This is a genomic window from Agromyces sp. P1_H4 (genome assembly GCF_056405255.1).
On sequence record NZ_JBFUCL010000014.1, the window covers coordinates 1 to 21,978 of the forward strand.

Genomic DNA, 21,978 nt, shown 5'->3' on the forward strand with positions numbered 1-21,978 from the left:
TCGCGATGGCGCCGAGCGCCTCGGTGAACCGGCCCCCGATCTCCTCCGAGGCCTCCTGCCAGTCCCAGCCGGGCTCGGGCGTGAAGTAGCTCGAGTACTCGGGGAACACGACGAGGCGCGCACCGCGGGTCGCGGCGAGCGTCGCGAGCCGCTCGATCTCGGCCAGGTTCGCGGCCCGATCGGCGCCGGGCGCGAACTGCGCGACGGCGACGGCGAGAGCGCTTCCGGCGTGATCGGACATGCCGTCAGCGTAGCTCGCAGGGCGCTCTCCTGACGGGCTCCGGCCGCTCGCGGAACCGTGGGGAACGCTTCCCGGACGGTTCCAAGCCCCGGGCGCAAGCCCTTTTGCGCGCGAATTCCGCGTGCTGTACTGACTCGGTTACATCGGGGACCGCGACCACGCGGGCCCCCATACGACGGCCCTGCGGGGAGGCTGATCGTCTCCTCGGGGGCCATGACAAGAGGGAGACAACGTCGTGCTCCGAGTTCCAACCCGAGTGATCGGCGCCGCGGTGACGAGTGTCGTCGCCGTCGCGATGATCGCGACATCCGCAGGGCCGGCCAACGCCGCGCCAGACAACCTGCCCGGTGAACCCACGCTCACCCTGCCGATCAACGACAGCGAGGCGGGCGGCACCTACCAACAGGACTTCGTGCGCGCCTACGCGGGGGCCACCCCCGACGGCACACCCGTCTACATCTACGTGCCCGCGGGCACCCCGCTCGACGGCTCTGCGCCGACCGGCGTCGCGAGCCTCGATCCCGCCTTCGATCCCAACCCCGATGACGAGTTCGTGCCGTGCGCGGACGCCAGCGCGGAGGACTACATCCTCACGCAGGCGCAGATCGACTACCTCGGCAACGAGCTCTCGAGCCAGATCGTCGCGGTCGACGAGGAGCACTACGGCCCGATGGATGCCGCGGATCCCAGTGAGCCCGCGAGCGACTCGCTCGTCATGCTCGTCTACAACGTGCAGGACGCGAACTACTACGACTGCGCAGAGTCGACCTACACCGCCGGCTACTTCGCACCCGAGTACATCGACTCGTCTGGCATGAACGCGATCGTCGTGGACGCCTTCGACTGGGCGAACCGCGTCGGACCCGCGGACTCGGAGTGGAACGACGACGACCCCGACAATGACCAGCCCACGCTGTACGAGGGCGTGATCGCCCACGAGCTGGAGCACCTGCTGCACAACTACAGCGACCCGGGCGAGCTGTCGTGGGTCGATGAGGGCCTCGCGGACTTCGCGGTGTTCCTCAACGGCTACGACATCGGCGGATCGCACCTCACGTACCACCAGGTCTTCTACGCCGACACGTCGCTCACGCGCTGGGCGGGTGGGCTGCAGAACTACGGCGCCGCCTACACCTTCTTCCAGTACCTCTGGGAGCRGGCGGGCGGCAACGGCGACGGCACCTACACGCCCGACCTGCAGTACGACGGCGCCGGCGGCGACCTGCTGATCAAGCTCATCTTCGAGAACCAGGCCGACGGCATGGAGGGCGTCCAGGCCGCGATCGACCAGTTCAACGCGCAGACCGGCGCAGGGCTGCGTTCGGCGAAGGTGCTGTACCAGGACTGGGCTGTCGCCGTGTACCTCGACGACGAGGCATCCGACCGCTTCGACATCAAGGCCGTCGACTTCGGCGACCCCGCCTCGACGTCGTGGACGATCGACATCGCCGACGACCAGTTCTGGGAGGGCCGCGGTTCGAGCCAGGGCGCCCAGCCCGAGTCGAAGTGGCTGAAGCGTGCGAACGCGCAGTCGCCGACCGCAGTGCCGTACGGCCTGCAGGTCGAGCGGTTCCGCAACCCGGGACCGAACGTCACCATCTCGCTCGACGGCGAGGACACCACGCAGGTCGCGCCGCACTCGGGTGACACGCACTGGTACGCCGGGTACGAGAGCCAGTCCGACAACATCCTCGACGTGGATGTCACGGGCACGGTGACGTCGCTCGACTTCTGGACGTGGCACTTCATCGAAGAGGGCTGGGACTACGGATTCGTCGAGGCGCTCGTGAACGGCGAGTGGGTCACGGTTCCCGTGGTCGACGACTCGGGCGCGACGGTCACGACGAACGACGACCCGCACGGCGGCAACACCGAGGGCAACGGCATCACCGGCACGTCGGGCGGCGAGTACTTCGTCGACGACCCGGTGTACGTGCACTACACGGCGCAGCTGCCCGCCGGAGCCACCGACGTGCGCTTCCGGTACTCCACGGACGCCGCCTACCTCGACACCGGCTGGTTCGTGGACGACGTGATGGTGAACGGCGCCGCCGCCACCCTCTCGTCGGCCGAGGGCGAGTGGTTCGAGACGAACGGCCTGCAGGACAACAACTGGACCCTGCAGGTGGTCGCGAGCTGCGACCTCACGCCCGGGGTGGACTCGCCGTACGAGATCGCCGACGGTGCCGGCAACTACGTGTACCGGCTCGAGGGCGACCTCATCTCGCAGGGCGGCTTCAACACCAAGTGCGCGAACGGCAAGAACCGCGACTTCGCGACGCTCGTGTCGAACCTGCCCACCGGCGACCTGACGTACCTCGACGCGGGGTACGTGCTCTCGGTCACCAACAGCGGCAACGGCAAGAAGGGCTAGTTCCCGGATGCCGCGGGGCGGCGGCCTGCACCACGGTGCGGGCCGCCGCTCTTCGTTCTGCCGCGACGTCGTGTCGGCCGCGTGCCCGCCGTCAGCGGAGGTGACGCAGAAAGAACCGTGCGGCGCTCTCGACCTCGAACCGGGGAACGCCGGCGTGCGGCCCCGGATTGGCGTGCAGCGTCTTCTCGGTGGAGGCGAGGGCGTCGAAGAGGTCGAGCGCGGCCTGCCTCGGCACGAGTTCGTCGTCCCACTGCACGAGGAACTCGACCGGGATGGTGATGCGCGACGCCCTGACCGGGACGAGGTCGCCGCCGACGAGGCCGACCACGGCGGCCCGGATCCGGGAATCGGCGGCGACGAACGGGAGGCCGATCGCGGCGCCGAGGGACACGCCCCAGTAGCCCACGCGCCCCTCCCCCAGGTCCTCCTGCAGGGCGTCGAGCACGGACTTCCACTCGCCGGCTGCCTGCTCGGCGACCGCGGCGTGATACTCCCCGACGTGGGCGGCGACCGGTTCGCCCGCCGACCTCCGCTCGGCCATGCCAGCCGAGAATCGGCGCTCGCGACCCGTTCGCGGCCGGTCGCCGTGGCCGGGAGCGTCGATCGCCGCGACCGCGAAGCCGTCGGCCGCGAAACGCCGTGCGCGGGCGACGATGCCGGGGGCGGCCTTGTGCTGGCCGCCGCCGTGGCCGAGCAGGATGAGCGGGCGCGGGTCGTGGTCGCCGGCCGGCGTCCACAGGATGCCCGGCACGTCGCCGACGGTGAAACGACGTTCGATGAGCCCGTCGTCGACGGTCTCTGAGGTGAACTGCATGGTGCTGCCTTCCGGATGCGTCAGGGACGCTCCGCGGCTGCCGATGCGGCTAGGCCGTCTCTCGAGGGAGCGCCCACGTGGTCTGAACGTTGATGGGTCTCACCTCCTCGGTCTGGTCGTCCTGCAGCATATCGCGCTCGCGGCCCGAGGCGATCAGCTGCCCTAGACTGACCACCGCGAGCCACGCTCGCACCCACCCCGCATCGGAGCGGCGGGAGTCCGGGCGGTCGGCTTCAGGCAAGGGGACGTGGATGGTGGGGTTCGCGGCGTGGCTCTTCGGCCTTCGCGTCCAGCAACCCCGCGAGTACCGGCGGCTCATGCGCATCCGTCGCAGCGTGTACACCCCCGTCGCGCGGCTCGATGCCGAGATCATCCGGTCGGCTGAGCCCATTCCGTTCGAGGAACTCGACCGCGCCGACTTCCGTCCACTGCGACCCGGCACCCGCTGGGGCAAGGTGTTCGACTGCGCCTGGCTGCGCATCACGGGCGACGTGCCGACGGGAATCGAGGACCCCGTCGTCATGCTCGGCATCTGGGGCGAGGGCCTCGTGCACTCGGCCGACGGGGAACTCCTCGACTCGGTCAGCACCGTCTTCCAGCAGGGCGACCTCCCGCAGAGCGGCGGCGGGCGCTACCGCCCCGTCCAGCACGTCGACACGTCGACCGGCACGGTCGAGTTCTTCGCCGATGTCACCTACAACGGCTGGATCCTCTACGAGGTGGGCCGTGCGACATATCACGGCGCGCACCTGGCCACCCGCGACGACGAGGCGTACGCGCTCTTCTACGACTACCTCACGCTCCTCGTGCTGGCCGGGGCCACCGAGGATGCGGCACTCGAGCTCGAAGTGCGGCGCGCGCTGAACGCCGCCTACACGGCTTTCATCGCGGGCGACGTCACCGGGGCGCGTGCCATCCTGGCCGAGCAGCTCTCGGCGCCGTCCGCGAGCGAGTTCGTCTACAGCGCCGTCGGGCACGGCCACCTCGACATGGCCTGGCTCTGGCCGCTGCGCGAGACCCGCCGCAAGGCCGCGCGCACCTACGTCCGCGCGCTCAATGCGATCGACCAGCGCGACGACTACGTCTACGGCACCTCACAACCGCAGCAGATGGTGTGGATGAAGCAGCGGCATCCGGCACTCTTCGAACGGATGCGGCGCGCCGTCGCCGAGGGCCGCATGGAACTGCAGGGCTCGTTCTGGGTGGAACCCGACACGAACCTCCCCTCGGGTGAATCGCTCGTCCGGCAGGCGCTCGTGGGCCGCCGATTCCTCCAGGAGGAGTTCGGGCTCGGCGACGAGCAGCTGCGCCTCTGCTGGCTGCCCGACACCTTCGGCTACAACGGCAACCTGCCGCAGATCCTCCGGGGCACCGGGATGGACTGGTTCCAGACGATCAAGCTCGCCTGGAACAGGGTCAACGACTTCCCGCACCGCACCTTCCACTGGCAGGGCATCGACGGGTCCACCGTCCTCGTGCACATGCCACCCGAGGGCGACTACAACAGCCGTGGGGCTGCCGACAACCTGCTCACCGGCCTGAAGCAGTACCCCGAGATCGCGTTGAACACGGCGCTCCTCGTCTACGGCTCGGGCGACGGCGGCGGCGGTCCGAACGAGATCCACCACGAGGTCACCGCTCGCGAGCGGAACCTCCGCGGACTTCCGAAGGTGGAGTACTCCTCCGCAGGCGACTTCTTCCGTGCCCTCGAACAGCGCGAGATCGCCCACACCCACGTCGGTGAGCTCTACCTCGAGACGCACCAGGGCACGTACACGACGCAGGGGCGGATCAAGCGCCACAACCGCCTCGTCGAGCGCAAGCTGCACGAGGTCGAGGCCCTGGCGGTGCTCGCGGGCGACGACAGCAGGCCCGTGCTCGAACGGCACTGGCGCGACGTGCTGCTGCACCAGTTCCACGACATCCTGCCCGGCTCGTCGATCGCCCGCGTCAACCGCGAGGCGATCGAGACCTACGAGCGCATCGAGGCGGCACTCGACGACTACGCCGACGCGCTCGTCGACCGGCTGCCGCGCCGGCCGGGAACGCCCACGGCCGTCAACCTGACGGGCTTCTCCCGGAGCGAGTTCGCGAAGACCGACGAGGGCTGGTTCCACGCCGAGGTCCCGCCCTACGCGGCGGCTCCGCTGGCACCGGCCGGAGCGCAGCCGGGGCTCGTCTCCTCGGAGGACACGCTCGGCAACGGCATGCTCACGCTGCGGTTCGACGCTCACAGCGGCGAGATCGTCTCGTGCCGGGATCGCGACGGCGCCGAGCATGCCGCCGGCGGGCTCAATCGGCTCGTGGTGCACACGGACCCCTACGTGTGGCCGTTCAACGCGTGGGACATCAAGGCCGACTACGTCGGGAAGGCGCCGCGCACGCTGCGGGTCAGCCACGTCGAGACCACCGTCGACGGCGCGTCGGCCGTTCGTCGCCAGGTGCTCCGTGGACGCGGCGTCACGATCGACCAGCGCGTCGTGCTCGAGGCCGGCAGCGACGTCGTGCGGTTCGAGACCGAGGTCGACTGGCACACGCGGCACCGGATGCTGCGTGCGGAGTTCCGGCCGGTCCACTCCGGCGAGACCGTGCGGTGCGAGATCCAGTTCGGACACATCGAACGGGTGACCACCGAGCGCGACCCGGTCGAGAAGGCCCAGTTCGAGGTCTGCGCGCACAAGTGGATCGCCACGGAGGATGCCGGCGGCGGGTTCGCACTGCTCAACGACGGCAAGTACGGGCACCGGGCCAAGAACGGGCTGCTGAGCCTCAATCTGCTGCGCTCCCCGTCGTTCCCCGACAAGACGGCCGACCGCGGCATCCACCACTTCACCTATGCGTTCTGCCCGTTCGAACGCGGCGATCTCGGCAAGGTGGTGCGCGAGGGCTACCGGCTCAACAACCCGCTTCGGATCACCGACGGTGTGGCGTTCGACAGCCTGGTCGGTGTCGACGAACCCGGCGTCATCGTGGAGACGGTCAAGCGGGCCGAGCGCGGCGACGGCATCGTGCTCCGACTGTACGAGAGCCTCGGGCGTCCGACGACGATCTCGCTGCGGGTCGACCGGGCGTATCGCGCGGCGCACGAGACCGACCTGCTCGAGCGGCCCCGGGGAGCCGCCGACCTCGGTCGGATCGCCTTCGGGCCGTTCGAGATCAAGACGATCCTGCTGGAGGACTGAGCGGTGACGGCAACGGCGAACCAGGACGCGACCGAGGGCGTCGTCCCTCCGAGACGGCAGCGGATCGCCGTGATCACGGCGGGATTCGGCCAGAACATCGTGCTCACCACGGTGTCGACGTTCATCCTCGTGTACCTGCTGCAGTATGCGGGGATCAGCACCGCCGGCCTCGCGGTGGTCACGATCATCATCACCGTCTCGAAGGTCGTCGATGCGATCCTCGACCCCGTCATGGGCAGCATCATCGACATGACCCGCACCCGGTGGGGCAAGCTCCGGCCGTACATCCTGTTCTCCGCCGCGCCCGTCGCGCTGCTCTCGGGGCTCCTCTTCACGGTGCCCGATACGGCCGAGCCGCTCAAGCTCGTGTACTTCGGGGTCTGCTACGTGCTGTGGAGCCTCGCGTACACGGTGTGCGACGTGCCGTTCTGGGGTCTCATCGGTTCYGCCTTCGCTGACCCGGCGGAGCGCACGCGGGTGATCGGAAACGTCCGCGCCTTCGGAGCCATCGCCCTCGGAGTCGCGACGCTCGGGATGCCGTGGGTGGCGCGCCTGCTGAGCTTCGGGCCTGAGACGACGAGCAGCGGATGGTCGCTGGCCGTGTTCATCACGTCGTTCCTCGGCATGGGCGTGTTCCTCCTCGCCTTCTTCTTCACCCGGGAGCGACGGACCTCGGCCGCCTCGACGGGGCTCTCCCTGCGTCAGCTCGTGACCGCGCTGTTCCGGAACACGCCGTTGCTCATGGTGCTGCTCGGTTCCGTGCTCGGCTTCGGACGGTTCATCGTCCAGGCGGGCGGTGCCGTCTTCGTGGTGATCGCGTACGGGAACGAGGGCACCTTCACCCTCGTCGGAGCCGCGATCATCCTCGGCATGGTCGTCTCGTCCTTCGCGACGCCGCCGCTGCTACGCCGCATCTCGGGTCGCACGCTCATCGTGGGCAGTTCGCTCGTCGCCGCCGTGCTGTACGTCGCCATGTACCTCGTCGGGTTCGCGAACCTCGCCGCCATCCTGGTGTTCATCTTCCTCACCGGACTCACCCTCGGCATCTTCCTCGTCACGCAGGCGACGATGATCGCCGACTCCGTCGACGACACGGAGCGCCGACTCGGGGTGCGCAACGACGGCATCTCCTTCGCCAGCCTCACCTTCGCCACGAAGATCATGAACGCGCTGGCCGTGCTCGTGTTCGGGGCGTTCGTGGTGATGGCGGGGTACGAGGCCGGCGTGACCRTCACGCCCGAGATGCAGCAGACGGTCTTCGTGGCGATCACCCTCGTGCCCGCGGCCAGCTGTCTGCTCTCGGCGATCCCCTTCCTCTTCTATCGGCTCGGTGCGCCGGCAGCCGACCGCACGGATGCCGCGGCGGGCTGACCCCTGGATCGGGACGCCCTGGAGATGCAGAAGATCCCGGCCTCTGTTCGAGACCGGGATCTTCTGTTTCGGTTGCGGGGGCAGGATTTGAACCTACGACCTCTGGGTTATGAGCCCAGCGAGCTACCGAACTGCTCCACCCCGCGACGCTGACTCCCCTGCGGCAGTCACTCCTCGCGATATCACCGATCAGCTCGAAATCTCTCGATCGGGCTGCGTGCGATGTTGCCAGTCTACGACAACTCTCGACCTCGCTCGACCTCGACCAAGCAAGGTCGCCCGCCAGATCCCCTCGATACGGCCGGACGTGCCCGTCCGCTGCTCCCGCAGACGGGCGTCCCCCGCGGGCCGCTATCGTAAGCCGATGTTGACGTAGTAGGTCTGCCCGTCGTCCAGACGAACGCCGATGCGATAGTAGTTGCCGCCCGACGCGGTCTTCCAGTTGTAGCTGTACTGGGAGCCCTCCACTCGATACGTGCTGCCGCTGTCGGCGGCCACCGAGTAGAGCGACTCGTCGACGGGCAGGTTCATGGAGGCGCCCTTGGCCGGAGTCAGCCATGCCGGTGCGACATTCGTCTGTACGAGCGTGCCGCTCGCGTTCTTGAGCTGGAGCTTGACCGGAATCGTGCTCCCGCCCTTGAAGACGCTCGTCGAGGTGCCGACTTGGTGCGCGGTGTCGTTGATCGGCTGCAGGAATCCGTCGAACCGGTAGATCACCCGGTAGCTCCCAGTCGTCGTTGCCGTGTTCCCGGCCGTGTCCGTCGCCCTCGCGGTGTACGTGAAGGTACCGACCCCGTTGGGAGTTCCTCCGGAGATCGTGACCACGCACGATCCCGCAAGGCCGGAGAAGCCATCGCCGGCCGTGCAGCTTGCTGCAGGTACGGCCCCGAGCGTGTAGGTGCCGCCGGCGACGTTGACCACGGCGATGGTGGGCGACTCGGTGTCGATGTTGATTCCGGAAACCGCGGTGACTGCCGTGTTGCCGGCCTTGTCGGTCGCGGTGCCGCTTGCAGAGTTCGCACCGTTGGCGGTGAGGATCACATCATCGGGGCAGGTGGCCACTCCAGAGCGGCCATCGGAGCAGGTGAAGTGCACCGTGACCGGCCCCACATACCAACCGTTGCCACCCGGCGTGCCACTGACGACAGCACCGCTGATGGTCGGCGCCGTCTTGTCGAGTCTGATGGTGACCGCGTCGGTTCCGACGTTGCCTGCGGTATCGGTGGCCGATCCGACCAAGACCTGTCCGTCGGTCTCGGTGGAGACCGTCACGGGGGCAGTCACGTCCGCAACGCCGGATCCGGCATCGTCGTCCTTGGCACCGAAGGTGACCGTGACGTCGCTCCTGTTCCAGTCGTTCGCGTTGGGCACGGGTGACAGCGTGTGGGTGACCATCGGGGCGATGTTGTCCCACTTGAGGGCGACAGCGTTCGAGGCCTCGGTGTTGCCCGCGATATCGACCGCCCAGTAGTGCACGGTGCCGATACCGCTTCCGTCGAGCGGGACACTGACCGTCTTGGCTGCACCTGCTGCCACCTGCTCGGCGCCGCCGTCGATCCTGTAGTGGATCTCCTTGACCCCCGACAGACCGGCCTGGTCGGTGGCCGCCAGCACGACATTCGCCGTCGCGCCCGTGCACCAGCCGTTCGTCTTGGTGCACTGGTTGTTGGCTGTCGTGCTCGGGGCTGATCCGTCGATGTTGATGCCGCCGACGGTCTTGCCGGCGCTGAGGTTGCCCGCCTTGTCGCTGGCCGGGTCGCTGGTGATGGCCTGGCCGGCTCCGTCGCCGGAGATCACCGCGCTGGTCGGGCAGGATGCCACCCCTGACAGTGCATCCGTGCAGGTGAAGTCCAGCACGACCTGGTCGCGGTACCAGCCGGCGGCATTCGGAGTCGTCGTCGGACCGCCGTCGATGTGCGGCGCGGTGCGGTCGATGCTGATTCCGTTCACCGATGCCGTCGCCTTGTTCCCCGCCTTGTCGAGGATGCCGGCTGAGGCACCCAGGTCGTTGCCCTCGCCGCTGATCGTGCTATCGGCCGGTTGCGTCGACGGGTCGATGCCCGAGAGTGCGTCGTTCCCCGTCCACTTGATCGTGACGTCGCCGTTGTACCAGCCGGCGCCATTGGCATCGACGGTCGCGGCGCCGACGAGCGTCGGCGCGGTCTTGTCGATATTGATGTGGTGGACGATCGTCGAATTCACGTTGCCGGCGACGTCCTTGGTGTCGCCCTGGACCTGCTGGTCGCCCCCCTCGCTGCTGAGCGTTCCATCGGGACCGCAACCGGCGACTCCCGACTCGGCGTCGGTGCACGTGAAGGTCACGTCGACGTCCGTGTTGTTCCAGCCGAAACCGTTCGCCGCCGGAGACGCCACGCCGATGATGGATGGGGCGACATCGTCGACGTTCACGATCGTCGTCCGCTTCGCCTCCGCGTTGCCGGCGAGGTCGACGCTCCAGTAGGTGATGGAGTGGCTCCCTGTGGCGAGCTCCGCGGTGAACGGCACGCCGTACGTCTGGGTTCCGCCACCGTCGATCTCGTAGTAGGTCGCCGAAATGCCCGACTCGGCATCGTCAGCGTCGAACGCGACCGGGATGCCGCTCATGACGAACCAGCCGCTGGCCGGCGAGATCGGGTTGGTCACCGTCGTGACCGGCGGGACGTCGTCGATCTTGAGCGTGACGCTGTTGACGGTCGCGTCTTCGCTGTTGCCCGCGACATCCGTGCTCCAGAACGCGATGGTGTGCGTGCCCTTCTGGGTGAATGAGAAGGCGCCGGTGTAGAGCTGGGCCGCGGCCCCGTCGATGCGGTAATACGTCGCCGCCACGCCGGAGAGCGTGTCGTGTCCGGTCAACGCGACCGGGACTGCATCGGCGTACCAACCGCTCGGGAGCGGGTCGGGAAGCGTCGCGGTGGTGGTCGGTGCGGTGCGGTCGATCTGGATGCCATCCACCGTCGTGCTTGCGGTGTTCCCGGCGACGTCCGTGCATGTGGCCGACGACGCCAGGTTGCCGCCCTCACCCGTGACCGTGTCATCCGCCGGCCCCGCTGCGACCCCGGACAGCGCATCCGTGCATGACCAGAGCACCGTCACATCATCGGCATGCCAACCAGGTGAGAACACCGCAGCGAGGACCGGCGCCGTCGTGTCGACGTTGATCCCCGACACCCCGGCGCTCGCGCTGTTCCCAGCCGCATCCGTCGCGGTGCCGGTCACCGACTGGTTGGCACCCTCGCCGACGATCTGGGCACCCGACGCGGAGGCCAGACCCGAGAGCGCATCGTTCGCGGAGAAACTCACCGTCACGGCATCCCGATACCAACCGGCACCGTTGGGCGCCCGATCAGCCGACGCCGAGATGGTCGGCGCAGTCTTGTCGATGCTCACCACGGCCGTATCCGACGCGGAGTTCCCCGCATTGTCGGTCGCGGTGCCCGTCACCTGCTGAGAAAGACCCTCAGACGACTGCGTCACGGGTGCCGTGCACGACGCGACACCGGAACCGGCGTCGGCACACGCGAACGTGACCGTCACGCCCTGGTTCGACCACGCACCCTCCGAGTACGTCAGCGGCGTGAACGAGTGGCCGATCGTCGGGGCCGTCTTGTCGATCTTCACGTGGGCCGTTTGCGTGGCCTCCACGTTGCCCGCCCGATCGGTGCTGAAGAATGAGACCGAGTGATCGCCCTCGCTCGACAGGATCACGCTCGTCCCGCTCTGCACCGCTCCGCCATCGATCGCATACGACGTCGACCCGACGCCCGACAGATTGTCGGACGGCGACAACGCCAACGTCACACTGCCGTTCGTCCAACTGTTCGAGGACCCGCTCACTCCCGTCACCGGAGCCGTCCGGTCGATATTCACCGGCAGACTCGACGCGGTCCTCGTGTTCCCGGCCTTGTCCGCGATCGACGCGCTTGCGGTCAATGCGCTGCCCTCACCGGTGATGAGGCCATTCGCGGGCTGCGTCGACGGGTTGATCCCGGACAGTGCGTCAACCCCGGACCATCCGATCGCGACATCGCCCTTGTACCAGCCGTTGCCGTTGGCCGAGGTGGTCGGCGTGCCCGTGAGGGTCGGCGCCGTCTTGTCGATGCTGATGCCTGAGACACCGGCACTCGCAGAGTTGTCTGCATTGTCCACTGCTGTTCCGGACACCGACTGGTTCGCTCCCTCGGTCGAGAGCACTACCGTGCCGCCACCGGTGCAGGACTTGATCCCGGAGAGCGCGTCCGCGCAGGTGAGCGAGACCGTGACATTGGAGTTGTTCCAACCCGCCGCGTTCGCGGCTGGAGCGGCGCTTCCCGTGATGGTCGGGTTCATCTTGTCGAGCTTGACGACCACCGCGCCGGTGCCGCTGTTGCCCAGTCGGTCGCTTGCCGTGGCGTTCTTCGTGACGCCCGCCGTGTTCGAGTTCACGTTGTCCGTGGCGGGGGTGGGGCCGGCGCCGATCCCCGAACCGGCATCCGTTGCCGACCAGGTGATACCGACGTTGGCCTTGTTCCACCCGGCGGCGTTGGCGGCAGGCGCAAGGGACGCGGTCAGTACCGGCCCCGTGTTGTCGAGGGTGAACGATGCCTGCAACGAATTGGTTTGGCCCGTGCATTTCCCTTGGGCGTTCACGTTGGGCGAGGCGAACACGGTCACGCCCTGGGCACCGTCGCCCGCACCGGCCGTCGTCGTGAAGGTCCAGTTCGTCTTGGCCCCGGCAGATTGGTCGTGCGCGGTGAACGCGCCGGCGACATCCACGCACTTGGTGTCGCTGCTCGTGATGACTGTGAGCGTCAGCGCACCACCCTGCTTCGCATACAGCGTGCCGCCCGACGAGACGGTGCCGGCACTCCCGGTGAACGTCGCGGTCGTGACGGTCGAAGCGAAGGCCGGCATGCCACTGAGCATGGCCGCGACCACCGCCCCCGATGCGATCACGGCGAGCCAGCCGCGCGTGCGGCCCTCGCGAATACGAACTCGACTCGTCGAAATGCCGCTGGAAGCGCGCATGGGAACCTCCGGGAATAGCGGCGCTCGGGTACGCCACCAAGGCCCAAAGTCTGTTGCGCCGAAATGACCGGGTCAATCCCCCGTTCATGGGGGTGTGTTCGACCGCGATCATCGGGTGGCATACGTGTATTGGCGGCGCACCCCGCGTTCCTGGATCTGCGCGAGCGGGTCGTGGGCCCGGTCGTCCGTCGACGAGATCGGTCGACCTCTTCTGCCGGACCTGCCTGCGGTCGGCGGGTGGGTAGTGACCCGCGCTGACGCGGGGGTCGACGGTGGCCGAGAGTGCCGAGCTGACTCATGTGGCGAGGAGTGTCAAGGGGTTGGTCCGCAGCGGTCCGCCACGTACAACGGAACGTGCCGGGAGTGGGGAACGCCCGGCCGCAGGCTGGACCCGACCAGCGCCCGCCCACCCGAGCGGGTCATCCCCGAGGTCGCCCAGCCTGTGCCCCCACACGCGAGACACACCGCGAACGGAGACGAACCCATGAGACGACCCGCAACACAGGCGCCCCTCAGCCCCGGCATGGTGAGCGACCAGAAGGCCGTCGGACTGGTGTTGGCGTTTCTGACTGCCGTCATCCTCGTGCTCGGATTGGCGACGATGCCTCCGATCCCGATCGCGAAACCGAGCACCCACTCACCGATTGGAACCAGCCAGCTCGAGAACGGGCCGTTGAAATGACTACGGGCGACCACTCATCCGGGCAGGACGGCCGATTTGCCTGTGGTCTCCGGCTGCTCCTGCGAGTTCGGGCACTCCCTCGACAGGATGGGCGAGCGCCCGGTCGACACGATCGAGGAATGTGCACGCTGAGCTAGCCGACGAAGCCGGATGGGATCCGTGCGACTCCGTGCTTCCGTCGCATCCGCTGAAGGGCCTCGCTGTGTCCATCGCCGCCCGGAGCTCAGGTGCGGACGTGTGACGGGGTCGGCGCCCRCTGACGCAACGATGCACAAACTTATCCCGCGGTCAAGGTCGGCGCTCGCGAGGAGGATCCGGTGGTAGCTTCCGACCGTGACCGCCTGTGCCGGGGTCCCGAGACACCCGGGGGCGAGGCGTAGGAAGGACGCCACAAGCGCTCTGGGTCACGACACAGCAGGTCGCCCCTCACCCTCTCGCGCAGCAGACGTGATCGATCAGGAGGCACGCACTTGACACGAGTCAATGAGGCTCAAGGCGGTCGCGCTTTTCGGACGATGCTCGTCCCGGGGGCTCTGCTGCTCGGTCTGCTGTTGGTGGCCGGTACCAGCCTGCTGGCTGCGTTGAGCCACCAGTCCTTCGGCTTTTACAGCCGCGACCTCAAGGCACTGTCCGCCGCCGCCGGCGCCGGGGTGCCGCTCCTGGCCGGAGGGCTTGCCCTGCTGAACATGATGGTTTGGGCCTCGGCCGGCTCCATGGCTGTGCTGGCCTCAGTGATATGGCCCCCACGGCGTCGTTGGCTGCTCGGATTCGCCCTACTGAACATCCTTCTCGCGCTCGACGATGCTCTGCTGCTGCACGAAGAAGTCGGACCTGAGCTCGGATTGCCGGAGAAGGGCTTCTACCTGCTGTACGCCGCCATCGGGTTGGTGCTTCTGTTGGGTGCGTTCCGGCCGGCTGCCAACCTGCCGACGAAGGACCGCGAATGGCGAGTCTGCTTGGAGAACCCGCCGTTGAGTGCCCGAGCTTTCACCCTCGGCCTCGTCCTTCTCGGGCTCTCCGTGCTCATCGATCAAACTACGCACGGCCAGTATCTATGGGAGGACGCCCCCAAACTCCTGGGCGCGCTGGTCTGGCTGACCGTCCCGCTGCTGGTGCTTCCGTGGAAGGTGCTGCCAGGCAGCCGGATGTCGCAAGGCCGACCGTCGGTTGAGAACGACCACTCACCCGGTACGCCCTAAGGCGTCAGTCGGCGCGAGCGGCGCGGACCTTCAGCAGTGTGGAGAAGACGCTCCTCTCTCCTCCAGCAGGTCCAGAATGCGGTCGGCGACCTGCGCACTGCCTACATAGCCGATGTGCTCCGCGGAACAGGGCGGCTCTCAGCATCCCGAGAACGCCGTGCTCTTCGAGCTCTCGGCGGTGTGAAGGCAGACGAAAAAATCCGACGCAGCGTGGCGCTGCGCCGGATTCGTGCCAAGCCAGTTGCCTCGAGTGATGTCGAGAAACCGGAACTGACCGGGACTTCTTGGTTGCGGGGGCAGGATTTGAACCTACGACCTCTGGGTTATGAGCCCAGCGAGCTACCGAACTGCTCCACCCCGCGGCACAAGAGACAACACTAGCATGCGTCTGAAACGTCGTCCAATCGAGGGCGACTGCCACGCGGCATCCGCTCGGGCGATGCTCAGATCGCCATGGCCACGAGCACCAGCGCCGGCACGAGCACCATCGGCGCCACCAGCCGCCAGTACCGGAGGTCGCCGAACAGGATGGCCAGCGCACGGATGATGGTGGCGATGCTCACGAAGATGACGAGCGTGCGCCCGACCTCGGCGAACCCGAGGTTCACGGCCACCACGCCGGCGAGCGCCCCGGTGCCCCACGCGAGGTTCGAGAAGCCGTAGGAGATGGCCCACGGGCGCACGATCTCCTGGTTCTCGGGTTCGATGAGGAAGACGCCGCGCATGCTGGGGCTGCGGAAGAAGAATGCGGAGAGGATCCCGAGGAACGCGACGCCGAGCCCTTCGACGATCGCGAGGATCTGGGCGACCACGCTCATGGGCACAGTGTCCTCGCCGCCGAGGAGCAGGACAAGACCCCAGATCGGATGTCACTCGGCCGAACCGCGCATCGACGGAGTCGGCGTCAGGACGAGGAGGCCCGCGCGACCAGCTCGTACGAGAGCGGCAGCCACTGCTCGGCCGGCCAGCCGAACATGCCCTCGCCCTGCGGCACCGTCATCGGGAAGATCCGCCACGGCACTTGGAAGTGCTCGGCCAGCTCGTCGATCACCAGTCCGGCGGCGCGGACGGCGCCCACCACTTCACCGATCGGATGCATCCACTCCCACGTGCGGGCGTGCGTGATCCTCGCGTCGGGGTCGGCGTAGTCGGACGGGTCGTCGAGCACGTCGGGCTCGCCTCCGCCGTAGGCGTACTGGAAGGTCGGCAGGCCGCCCGGGCCCTCGTCGCCGTCGAACACGAAGGCCGCCGGATGCCCGTCGGCGAAGTAGAGACGGCCGCCCGGCTTCAGGAACCATGCGACGATGCGCGCCCACTCCGCGACATCCGGAAGCCACCCGATGGTGCCCCATGTGGTGAACACGAGGTCGAACGACCCGGGCTCGGGCAGCATGTGGCGGGCGTCGTAGAGGTTCGCCTCGACGAATCGCGCGCGATCGCCGAGCCCGAGCTCTGCGGCCATGCGTCGCGCCTCCTCGACGGCGGGACGCGAGAAGTCGAGTCCGACGACCGTCGCGCCGCGGTTCGCGAGCGAGAGCGTGTCCGAGCCGAAGTGGCACTGCAGGTGCAGCACCCGCAGTCCGACGAGGCCGTCGGGATGCAGTCGCTCGACGCCGGCCCGGGAGATCGGGTCGAGCACGATGTCGCCACGACGGAGCGGCTCCTGGTCGTAGAAGTCCGACGCCAGGTGCACCGGCACCCGTTCGTCCCAGTTGGCGCGGTTGTCGTCGAGCCAATCGCCGTGGCGGAGGTCGACGACCACGTCACTGATCCTGGGTGATCGCGAGCAGCTGGGCGATGATCTCCGCGAGCTGGGCGTCGGCGGCGCCGTACGCCGCCCAGTCGCCCTCGGAGAGCGCGGCCTGCTTGTTCTTCAGGGCCTGCGACGCCTGGTTGAGCAGCGCCTGCACCTCGTCGCTCGGCTGCGGCGTCGCGGTGCTGCCGTCGGCGGGCGGCGTCGTGGGCGTCGCGTTCGGATCCACCGCGTTGTCGCCGGCCTGGGCACCGGAGTCGCCGCCGAAGAGCACGTCGAGCGCCGCGTCGAGGGTGTCCTGGAAGGCGATCTGGTCGCCGAAGGCGACGAGCACCTTCTGCAGCAGCGGGTAGCTCGTGTTGCCGGTCGACTTCACGTAGACGGGCTGCACGTAGAGCAGGCCTCCGCCCACCGGCACCGTGAGCAGGTTGCCGTTGATCACCTCGGACTGCCCCTGTTTCAGGAGGTTCAGCGATTGCGACACGGTCGGATCGCCGTTGAAGGTGTTCTGCACCTGGCCCGGACCCGGCACGTTGTCGTCCTCGGGAAGCGTCAGGAGCCTCAGCTTGCCGTAGCCGTCGGATCGCTCGCCGTCGCTCGCTCCGGCATCGGAGTCGACCGCGAGGTAGCCCCGCAGCACGTTCCGGCTCTGGTCGCCTCGCGCCTCGGGGATGAACGTCGAGTACAGGGAGTACGCGGGCTCCTCCTGCCCGGGCATCTGCATCGTCAGGTAGTACGGCGGTTGCAGCAGCGTGGAGTTCGCGCCGGCCGTCGGGTCGTTCGGCGTCGTCCACGCGTCCTCACGCGAGTAGAACGAGGACGGGTCGGTCACGTGGTACCGACCGAGCACCGCGCGCTGCATCTTGAACATGTCGGCGGGGTACCGCACGTGGCTCATGAGCGCGCCCGACATCTCGCTCATGGGCTTGATCGAGTTCGGGAAGACCTTCTGCCAGGTCTGCAGGATGGGGTCCTGGTCGTCCCACGCGTAGAGGGTCACCGAGCCGTCGTAGGCGTCGACCGTGGCCTTCACCGAGTTGCGGATGTAGTTGACCTCGTCGAAGGGCAGCGACTGCGGCAGGCCCTCGCTGTCGGCGATGGCCTCGCTCATGCTGACCTTGTTGGAGTACGGGTACTGGTCGGTGAGGGTGTAGCCGTCGACGATCCAGACGATGCGCCCGTCGACGACCGACGGATACGTGTCGGAGTCGATCGTGAGGTACGGCGCGACCTTCTTCACGCGGTCGATCGGATCCCGGTCGTAGAGGATCTGGGAGTCGTCGTTGACGGCCTCGGAGAGGAAGATCTGCTCCGACTGGAACTTCAGCGCGTACACGAGCTTCGTGAAGACGTTGTCGAGCTTCGGCCCGCCGTCGCCCTCGAAGGTGGTCTGCGTCTGCTGGTCGCTCTCGCCGCCCGCGGGGTAGTCGAGCTCGACCGGGTCGGTGCCCTCGGGCGCGCCGACGATCGAGTACGCCGGGGACTCCTCGCCGAAGTAGACGCGCGGCTCGAAGTCGCCGAGGGTGCCCGTCGACGGGATGCCCGACTGCAGGAACACGGGCTGGCCGTCGACCGAGCGCTGGTTTCCGGCGGCGGCCACCAGGCCGTAGCCGTGCGTGTAGACGACGTGCGAGTTGAACCAGGTCTCGGCGTCGCCGAGGCCCGAGAGCGCGAGGTCGCGCACCGCGACCACGGTGTCCTGCGTGGTGCCGTCGATGTCGTACCGGTCCACGTCGAGCGCGTCGGGGAACTGGTAGTACTGGCGGAACTGCTCGAGCTGCTGGAACGCCGGGCTGATCACGAGCGGGTCCATCAGTCGGATGTTCGCCGTCGTCGCGGCATCCGATCGCAGCGCGCCGGGCTCGGCGTCGGTCTTCGCCTCGAATGGGATCGTCTCGATGTCGGCGACCCCGTAGGCCTCACGGGTGAGGTCGATGGAGCGTTCGATGTACGGCGCCTCGAGCGAGCGGGCGCTCGGGTCGACCTGGAACCGCTGGATGATCCAGGGGTAGAGGGAACCGATGATCAGGCTCGAGACCACGAGGAGCGCGACGCCCACGAGCGGCAGCCGCCAGCGGCCGATGAGCGCGGTGACGAAGAAGAGGATCGCGACGCCGACCGCCGCCGCCGCGAGGATCTGGCGACCGGGGATCACGGCGTTGACGTCGGTGTATCCCGCACCGGTGATGAGGGTGCTGTTCTCGGTGACGGTCGCGTACTGGTCGAACCAGATGCTGACGCCCTGGAGCAGCAAGTAGAGGCCAGCGGTCACCGCGATCTGGATGCGAGCCGACTTCGAGATGACGACCTCGCGGCCACTCACGCGAATCGAGCCGTAGAGGTAGTTCGTCGCGATGACGAGGAGCAGCGAGAGCAGCACCACGGCCGACGCGAAGCCGACGATGGAGCGGTAGAACGGCAGCTCGAAGACGAAGAAGCCGATGTCGAAGCCGAACTGGGGATCGTTCGTGCCGAACGGGGTGCGGTTCAGCCAGGTGAGGGTGAGTTCCCACCGGCTCGACGTCGAGACGCCCGCGAAGATGCCGAGCACGACGGGGATGCCGTACATCGCGAGGCGGCGAAGGGGCTCGAACACCTCCTGATATCGGTCGAGCTGCGAGTTCAGCTTCGCGTAGACGGGACGCGTGCGGTAGGCGATCTGGATGGAGGCCCAGACGGGCACGGCCATCGCGAGGAACCCGATGAGGAAGAGGACGAGGCGCGCCACCCACTCGGTCGTGAGCACGTCGACGAAGCCGAGCTGGTCGTACCAGAGCACGTCGGCGTAGAGGCCCACGAACACGAAGAACGCGATGAGGAGCAGGGCCACCACCCCGATCGTGATCGCGATCGGCGCGCGGCGGCGCGGCATCCTCGGTTCGTGCGGCTGTGCAGACACTCTTCGCCTCTTGTTCGGTCGCTGTGGGATCGAGACTCCATCCTAGAGTCGCGTTCCTTTGAAACTGCTGTTCAGGCGGCGGGGCAGGAGGCGAAGGCGGAGGTGTCCTCGCCGTCGCCGATCGCCTCGACCACCGAGCGCGCCTCGTCGAGGGTCTTCACCGCGAAGACTCGCATGCCGTCGGGGACATGTCCGGTGACCTCGTCGCAGTTCGAGGCCGGGGCGAGGAACCAGTCGGCGCCCGCCTCGTCGGCTCCCCAGAGCTTCTGTCGGATGCCGCCGATGGGCCCGACCTGGCCCGACGAGTCGATCGTGCCGGTGCCGGCGAAGACCTCGCCAGCCGTCATCTCACCCGGCGTGAGCTTGTCGATGATGCCCAGGGCGAACATCATGCCGGCGCTCGGGCCGCCGACGTTGTCGAGCTGCAGCACGACGTCGATGGGGAACACGTAGTGCATTCGCACGCCCACGCCGAGCACCACGGTGCCGTCACGGTCGACGGGAGTGACCTCGAGCGTCTGCTCGGCGCCGTCGCGCACCACGAGGAGGCTGGCGGGGGTGTCGGCGCCGTTCTCGCGCACGGCGGAACGGAGCTCGTCGATGGAGTTCACGGCGGTGCCGTTGACGGAGACGATGACGTCGCCCTCCTCGAGCACGCCCGCGGCGGGCGAGTCGTCGACGACGCCGGCCACCGTCACCTCGCGCGGGAAGTCGTAGCCCAGCTCGACGAGCGCGGCGGCGATCGCGTCCTGCTGGGAGTCCACCATGGCCGCCTCGTTCTGGGCGTCGCGATCGGTGTCGCTCACGCCAGGAGGAAAGATCGCCTCGACCGGCACAGCCGACCGCGTGCGGTCGAACCAGGCGGCGACGACCTCGAGCCAGTTGGGGGTCTGCCCCGGCCGGCCGCGCACGGTGACCGTGAGCAGGTTGAGCTCCCCGTCGGTGGGGAAGGTCTCGGCATCGGGGATCTCGATGAGCGGCACCTCCTCGCCGTCGTGCTCGGCGGTGCCCAGCGTGTCGAAGACGGGGCCGGGCTGCTCGATCACGTACGGGGACGGAAGCAGGGCGAAGAGGATGCCGATGGCCACGGCGACGGCGAGCGCCGTCCACCCGATGCGCTCCCGACGCGAACGGCGGCCCTGCGGGCGCGGCGACGGGTCGTCGTCGAAGAGGGCCATCCGTGGTTCCTTCCGGGCGATCGAATCGCCGAGTGCGAGCGCCGGGGCCGGCGTTGTTCGCGAAGGGCGGACACCCGGAACGCCCAGCCTAGGCCATTTCCCAGACACGCGCCCGAGGCCCGGGACTACGGTGGAAACAGACGCGACTGGAGGTGGCTCACGTGGCCGATCGGGACGACGAGCCTGGCGACAAGAACCCCGAAGACGAGTTCCGCGACATGCTGCGGGAGCTCCTCTCGGGCTCCGGCGGCATCGATCCGTCGCGGCTCGCGGGAGCCGCCGGGCTGCCGAACGACCCGGCGAGCCTCGCCGCGCTCTTCGGGCAGCTGCAGGCGGCCATGAACCAGAGCGGCGACGACATCGACTGGAGCGTCGCGGTGCGCCAGGGCGAGGAGCGCGCGGCATCCGGACAGCTCCAGATCACCGCGGAGGAGCGCGCTCGACTCGACCAGGCCCTGCAGGTCGCGTCGTTGTGGCTCGACCCGGTCGTCGACTTCTCGGCGCTCCCCGACACTCCCGAGCTGCTCACCCGGCGCGCGTGGGTCGCCGCCACCATGCCGGTCTGGTCGCAGCTGGCCGAGCCGGTCGCGCTCAGCATCTCCGACTCGCTGACGCGCGTGATGAGCGAGCAGGCGCCCGAGGAGCTCCGCTCGATGATCCAGGGTGCGAGCCGCATGATGCGGGGCATCGGCGGCGCGCTCTTCGCCATGCAGCTCGGACAGGTCGTCGGGCAGCTCGCCACCGAGGTCGTCTCGGGCGGCGACATCGGCATCCCGCTGCAGAGCGACGGCCGCGCCGTGCTCGTGCCGCAGAACGTCGCCGAGTTCGGCAACGGCCTCGACATCCCCACCGACCAGGTCGAGCTGTACCTCGCGGTGCGCGAGATCGCGCACGCCCGGCTGTTCCGCCACGCGCGCTGGCTGCGCCTGCACCTGATCAGCGCGATCACAGCCTTCGCCCGCGGCATCGACATCGACACCGACCGCCTCGAGCAGCTCGCCGAGGGCTTCGACCCTTCGAACACCGAAGAGCTCCGCGACGCCGTCGTGAACGGCGCGCTCATCCGCCCGAAGAGCGAGGCGCAGGATGCCGCGCTGGGCCGTCTCGAGACGATGCTCGCCCTCGTCGAGGGCTGGGTCGACGCGGTCACGGCCGACGCCACCGGCCGCCTGCCCCGATCCGACGCGATCGCCGAGTCGATCCGCCGTCGGCGCGCCTCCGGCGGGCCGGCCGAGTCGGCGTTCGCCACGCTCGTGGGGCTCGAGCTGCGTCCGCGCCGCC

Annotated in this window: 14 protein-coding genes and 2 tRNA genes; 7 read left to right on the top strand and 9 right to left on the bottom strand. The window is 68.4% G+C overall.

Going from position 1 to position 21,978, the window contains the following annotated elements; genetic code table 11:
- Positions 1 to 241 (bottom strand): nitrilase-related carbon-nitrogen hydrolase (locus tag AC1DY2_RS02035; protein WP_476760889.1); only part of this gene is annotated, 241 nt, incomplete at its 3' end.
- Between the two features lie 235 nt (positions 242 to 476).
- Here AC1DY2_RS02035 and AC1DY2_RS02040 point away from each other — a divergent pair.
- On the top strand, positions 477 to 2,615 hold the full coding sequence (locus tag AC1DY2_RS02040; protein WP_476760890.1) for a hypothetical protein: 2,139 nt from the start codon (positions 477 to 479) through the stop codon (positions 2,613 to 2,615).
- A 91-nt stretch (positions 2,616 to 2,706) separates the two neighbouring features.
- On the opposite strand, the gene AC1DY2_RS02045 is transcribed toward AC1DY2_RS02040, so the two are convergent.
- Positions 2,707 to 3,429 (bottom strand): alpha/beta hydrolase, encoded by a 723-nt coding sequence (locus tag AC1DY2_RS02045; RefSeq protein ID WP_476760891.1) that lies wholly within the window; start codon positions 3,427 to 3,429, stop codon positions 2,707 to 2,709.
- 251 nt (positions 3,430 to 3,680) lie between these two features.
- On the opposite strand from AC1DY2_RS02045, the gene AC1DY2_RS02050 reads away from it, so the two are divergent.
- Both AC1DY2_RS02050 and AC1DY2_RS02055 read left to right on the top strand, forming a co-directional pair.
- Positions 3,681 to 6,611, top strand: coding sequence for an alpha-mannosidase (locus tag AC1DY2_RS02050; protein WP_476760892.1), 2,931 nt, complete (start codon positions 3,681 to 3,683; stop codon positions 6,609 to 6,611).
- 3 nt (positions 6,612 to 6,614) lie between these two features.
- The gene (locus AC1DY2_RS02055; protein ID WP_476760893.1) at positions 6,615 to 7,982 is read left to right on the top strand and encodes an MFS transporter; all 1,368 of its coding nucleotides are present in this window, start codon (positions 6,615 to 6,617) and stop codon (positions 7,980 to 7,982) included.
- Positions 7,983 to 8,054: 72 nt separating this feature from the next.
- On the opposite strand, the gene AC1DY2_RS02060 is transcribed toward AC1DY2_RS02055, so the two are convergent.
- Together AC1DY2_RS02060 and AC1DY2_RS02065 are read right to left on the bottom strand one after the other, a co-directional pair.
- A tRNA-Met gene (locus tag AC1DY2_RS02060) sits at positions 8,055 to 8,128 on the bottom strand.
- A gap of 205 nt (positions 8,129 to 8,333) precedes the next feature.
- Positions 8,334 to 11,780 (bottom strand): OmpL47-type beta-barrel domain-containing protein, encoded by a 3,447-nt coding sequence (locus AC1DY2_RS02065; protein ID WP_476760894.1) that lies wholly within the window; start codon positions 11,778 to 11,780, stop codon positions 8,334 to 8,336.
- Here AC1DY2_RS02065 and AC1DY2_RS02070 point away from each other — a divergent pair.
- The 3 genes from AC1DY2_RS02070 (at position 11,752) to AC1DY2_RS02080 (ending at position 14,867) form a co-directional block, all read left to right on the top strand.
- On the top strand, positions 11,752 to 13,053 hold the full coding sequence (locus AC1DY2_RS02070) for a hypothetical protein (protein ID WP_476760895.1): 1,302 nt from the start codon (positions 11,752 to 11,754) through the stop codon (positions 13,051 to 13,053). The genes AC1DY2_RS02065 and AC1DY2_RS02070 overlap by 29 nt on opposite strands.
- A gap of 459 nt (positions 13,054 to 13,512) precedes the next feature.
- Positions 13,513 to 13,668, top strand: coding sequence for a hypothetical protein (locus AC1DY2_RS02075; RefSeq protein ID WP_476760896.1), 156 nt, complete (start codon positions 13,513 to 13,515; stop codon positions 13,666 to 13,668).
- 470 nt (positions 13,669 to 14,138) lie between these two features.
- Complete coding sequence (locus AC1DY2_RS02080) at positions 14,139 to 14,867, top strand: hypothetical protein (RefSeq protein ID WP_476760897.1); 729 nt, start codon at positions 14,139 to 14,141, stop codon at positions 14,865 to 14,867.
- A gap of 285 nt (positions 14,868 to 15,152) precedes the next feature.
- Here the strand turns inward: AC1DY2_RS02080 and AC1DY2_RS02085 are convergent.
- From AC1DY2_RS02085 to AC1DY2_RS02105, 5 genes are all read right to left on the bottom strand, one after another.
- Positions 15,153 to 15,229, bottom strand: a tRNA-Met gene (locus tag AC1DY2_RS02085).
- Positions 15,230 to 15,310: 81 nt separating this feature from the next.
- Positions 15,311 to 15,685 carry a DUF1304 family protein gene (locus AC1DY2_RS02090; protein WP_476760898.1) on the bottom strand — a complete coding sequence of 125 codons (375 nt, stop codon included), beginning with the start codon at positions 15,683 to 15,685 and terminating at the stop codon, positions 15,311 to 15,313.
- Positions 15,686 to 15,771: 86 nt separating this feature from the next.
- Positions 15,772 to 16,629, bottom strand: a complete 858-nt coding sequence (locus tag AC1DY2_RS02095) for a class I SAM-dependent methyltransferase (protein WP_476760899.1) — start codon at positions 16,627 to 16,629, stop codon at positions 15,772 to 15,774.
- A gap of 1 nt (position 16,630) precedes the next feature.
- Positions 16,631 to 19,492 carry a UPF0182 family membrane protein gene (locus AC1DY2_RS02100; RefSeq protein ID WP_476760900.1) on the bottom strand — a complete coding sequence of 954 codons (2,862 nt, stop codon included), beginning with the start codon at positions 19,490 to 19,492 and terminating at the stop codon, positions 16,631 to 16,633.
- A gap of 98 nt (positions 19,493 to 19,590) precedes the next feature.
- The gene (locus AC1DY2_RS02105) at positions 19,591 to 20,697 is read right to left on the bottom strand and encodes a YlbL family protein (protein ID WP_476760901.1); all 1,107 of its coding nucleotides are present in this window, start codon (positions 20,695 to 20,697) and stop codon (positions 19,591 to 19,593) included.
- A gap of 218 nt (positions 20,698 to 20,915) precedes the next feature.
- Here AC1DY2_RS02105 and AC1DY2_RS02110 point away from each other — a divergent pair.
- Positions 20,916 to 21,978 (top strand): zinc-dependent metalloprotease (locus tag AC1DY2_RS02110; protein WP_476760902.1); only part of this gene is annotated, 1,063 nt, incomplete at its 3' end.

Bases quoted from the DNA above. Each gene is read 5' to 3' on its own strand.
- AC1DY2_RS02045 (WP_476760891.1), bottom strand. From the start codon at position 3,429: ATGCAGTTCACCTCAGAGACCGTCGACGACGGGCTCATCGAACGTCGT.
- AC1DY2_RS02050 (WP_476760892.1), top strand. From the start codon at position 3,681: ATGGTGGGGTTCGCGGCGTGGCTCTTCGGCCTTCGCGTCCAGCAACCC.
- AC1DY2_RS02090 (WP_476760898.1), bottom strand. From the start codon at position 15,685: ATGAGCGTGGTCGCCCAGATCCTCGCGATCGTCGAAGGGCTCGGCGTC.
- AC1DY2_RS02100 (WP_476760900.1), bottom strand. From the start codon at position 19,492: ATGCCGCGCCGCCGCGCGCCGATCGCGATCACGATCGGGGTGGTGGCC.
- AC1DY2_RS02105 (WP_476760901.1), bottom strand. From the start codon at position 20,697: ATGGCCCTCTTCGACGACGACCCGTCGCCGCGCCCGCAGGGCCGCCGT.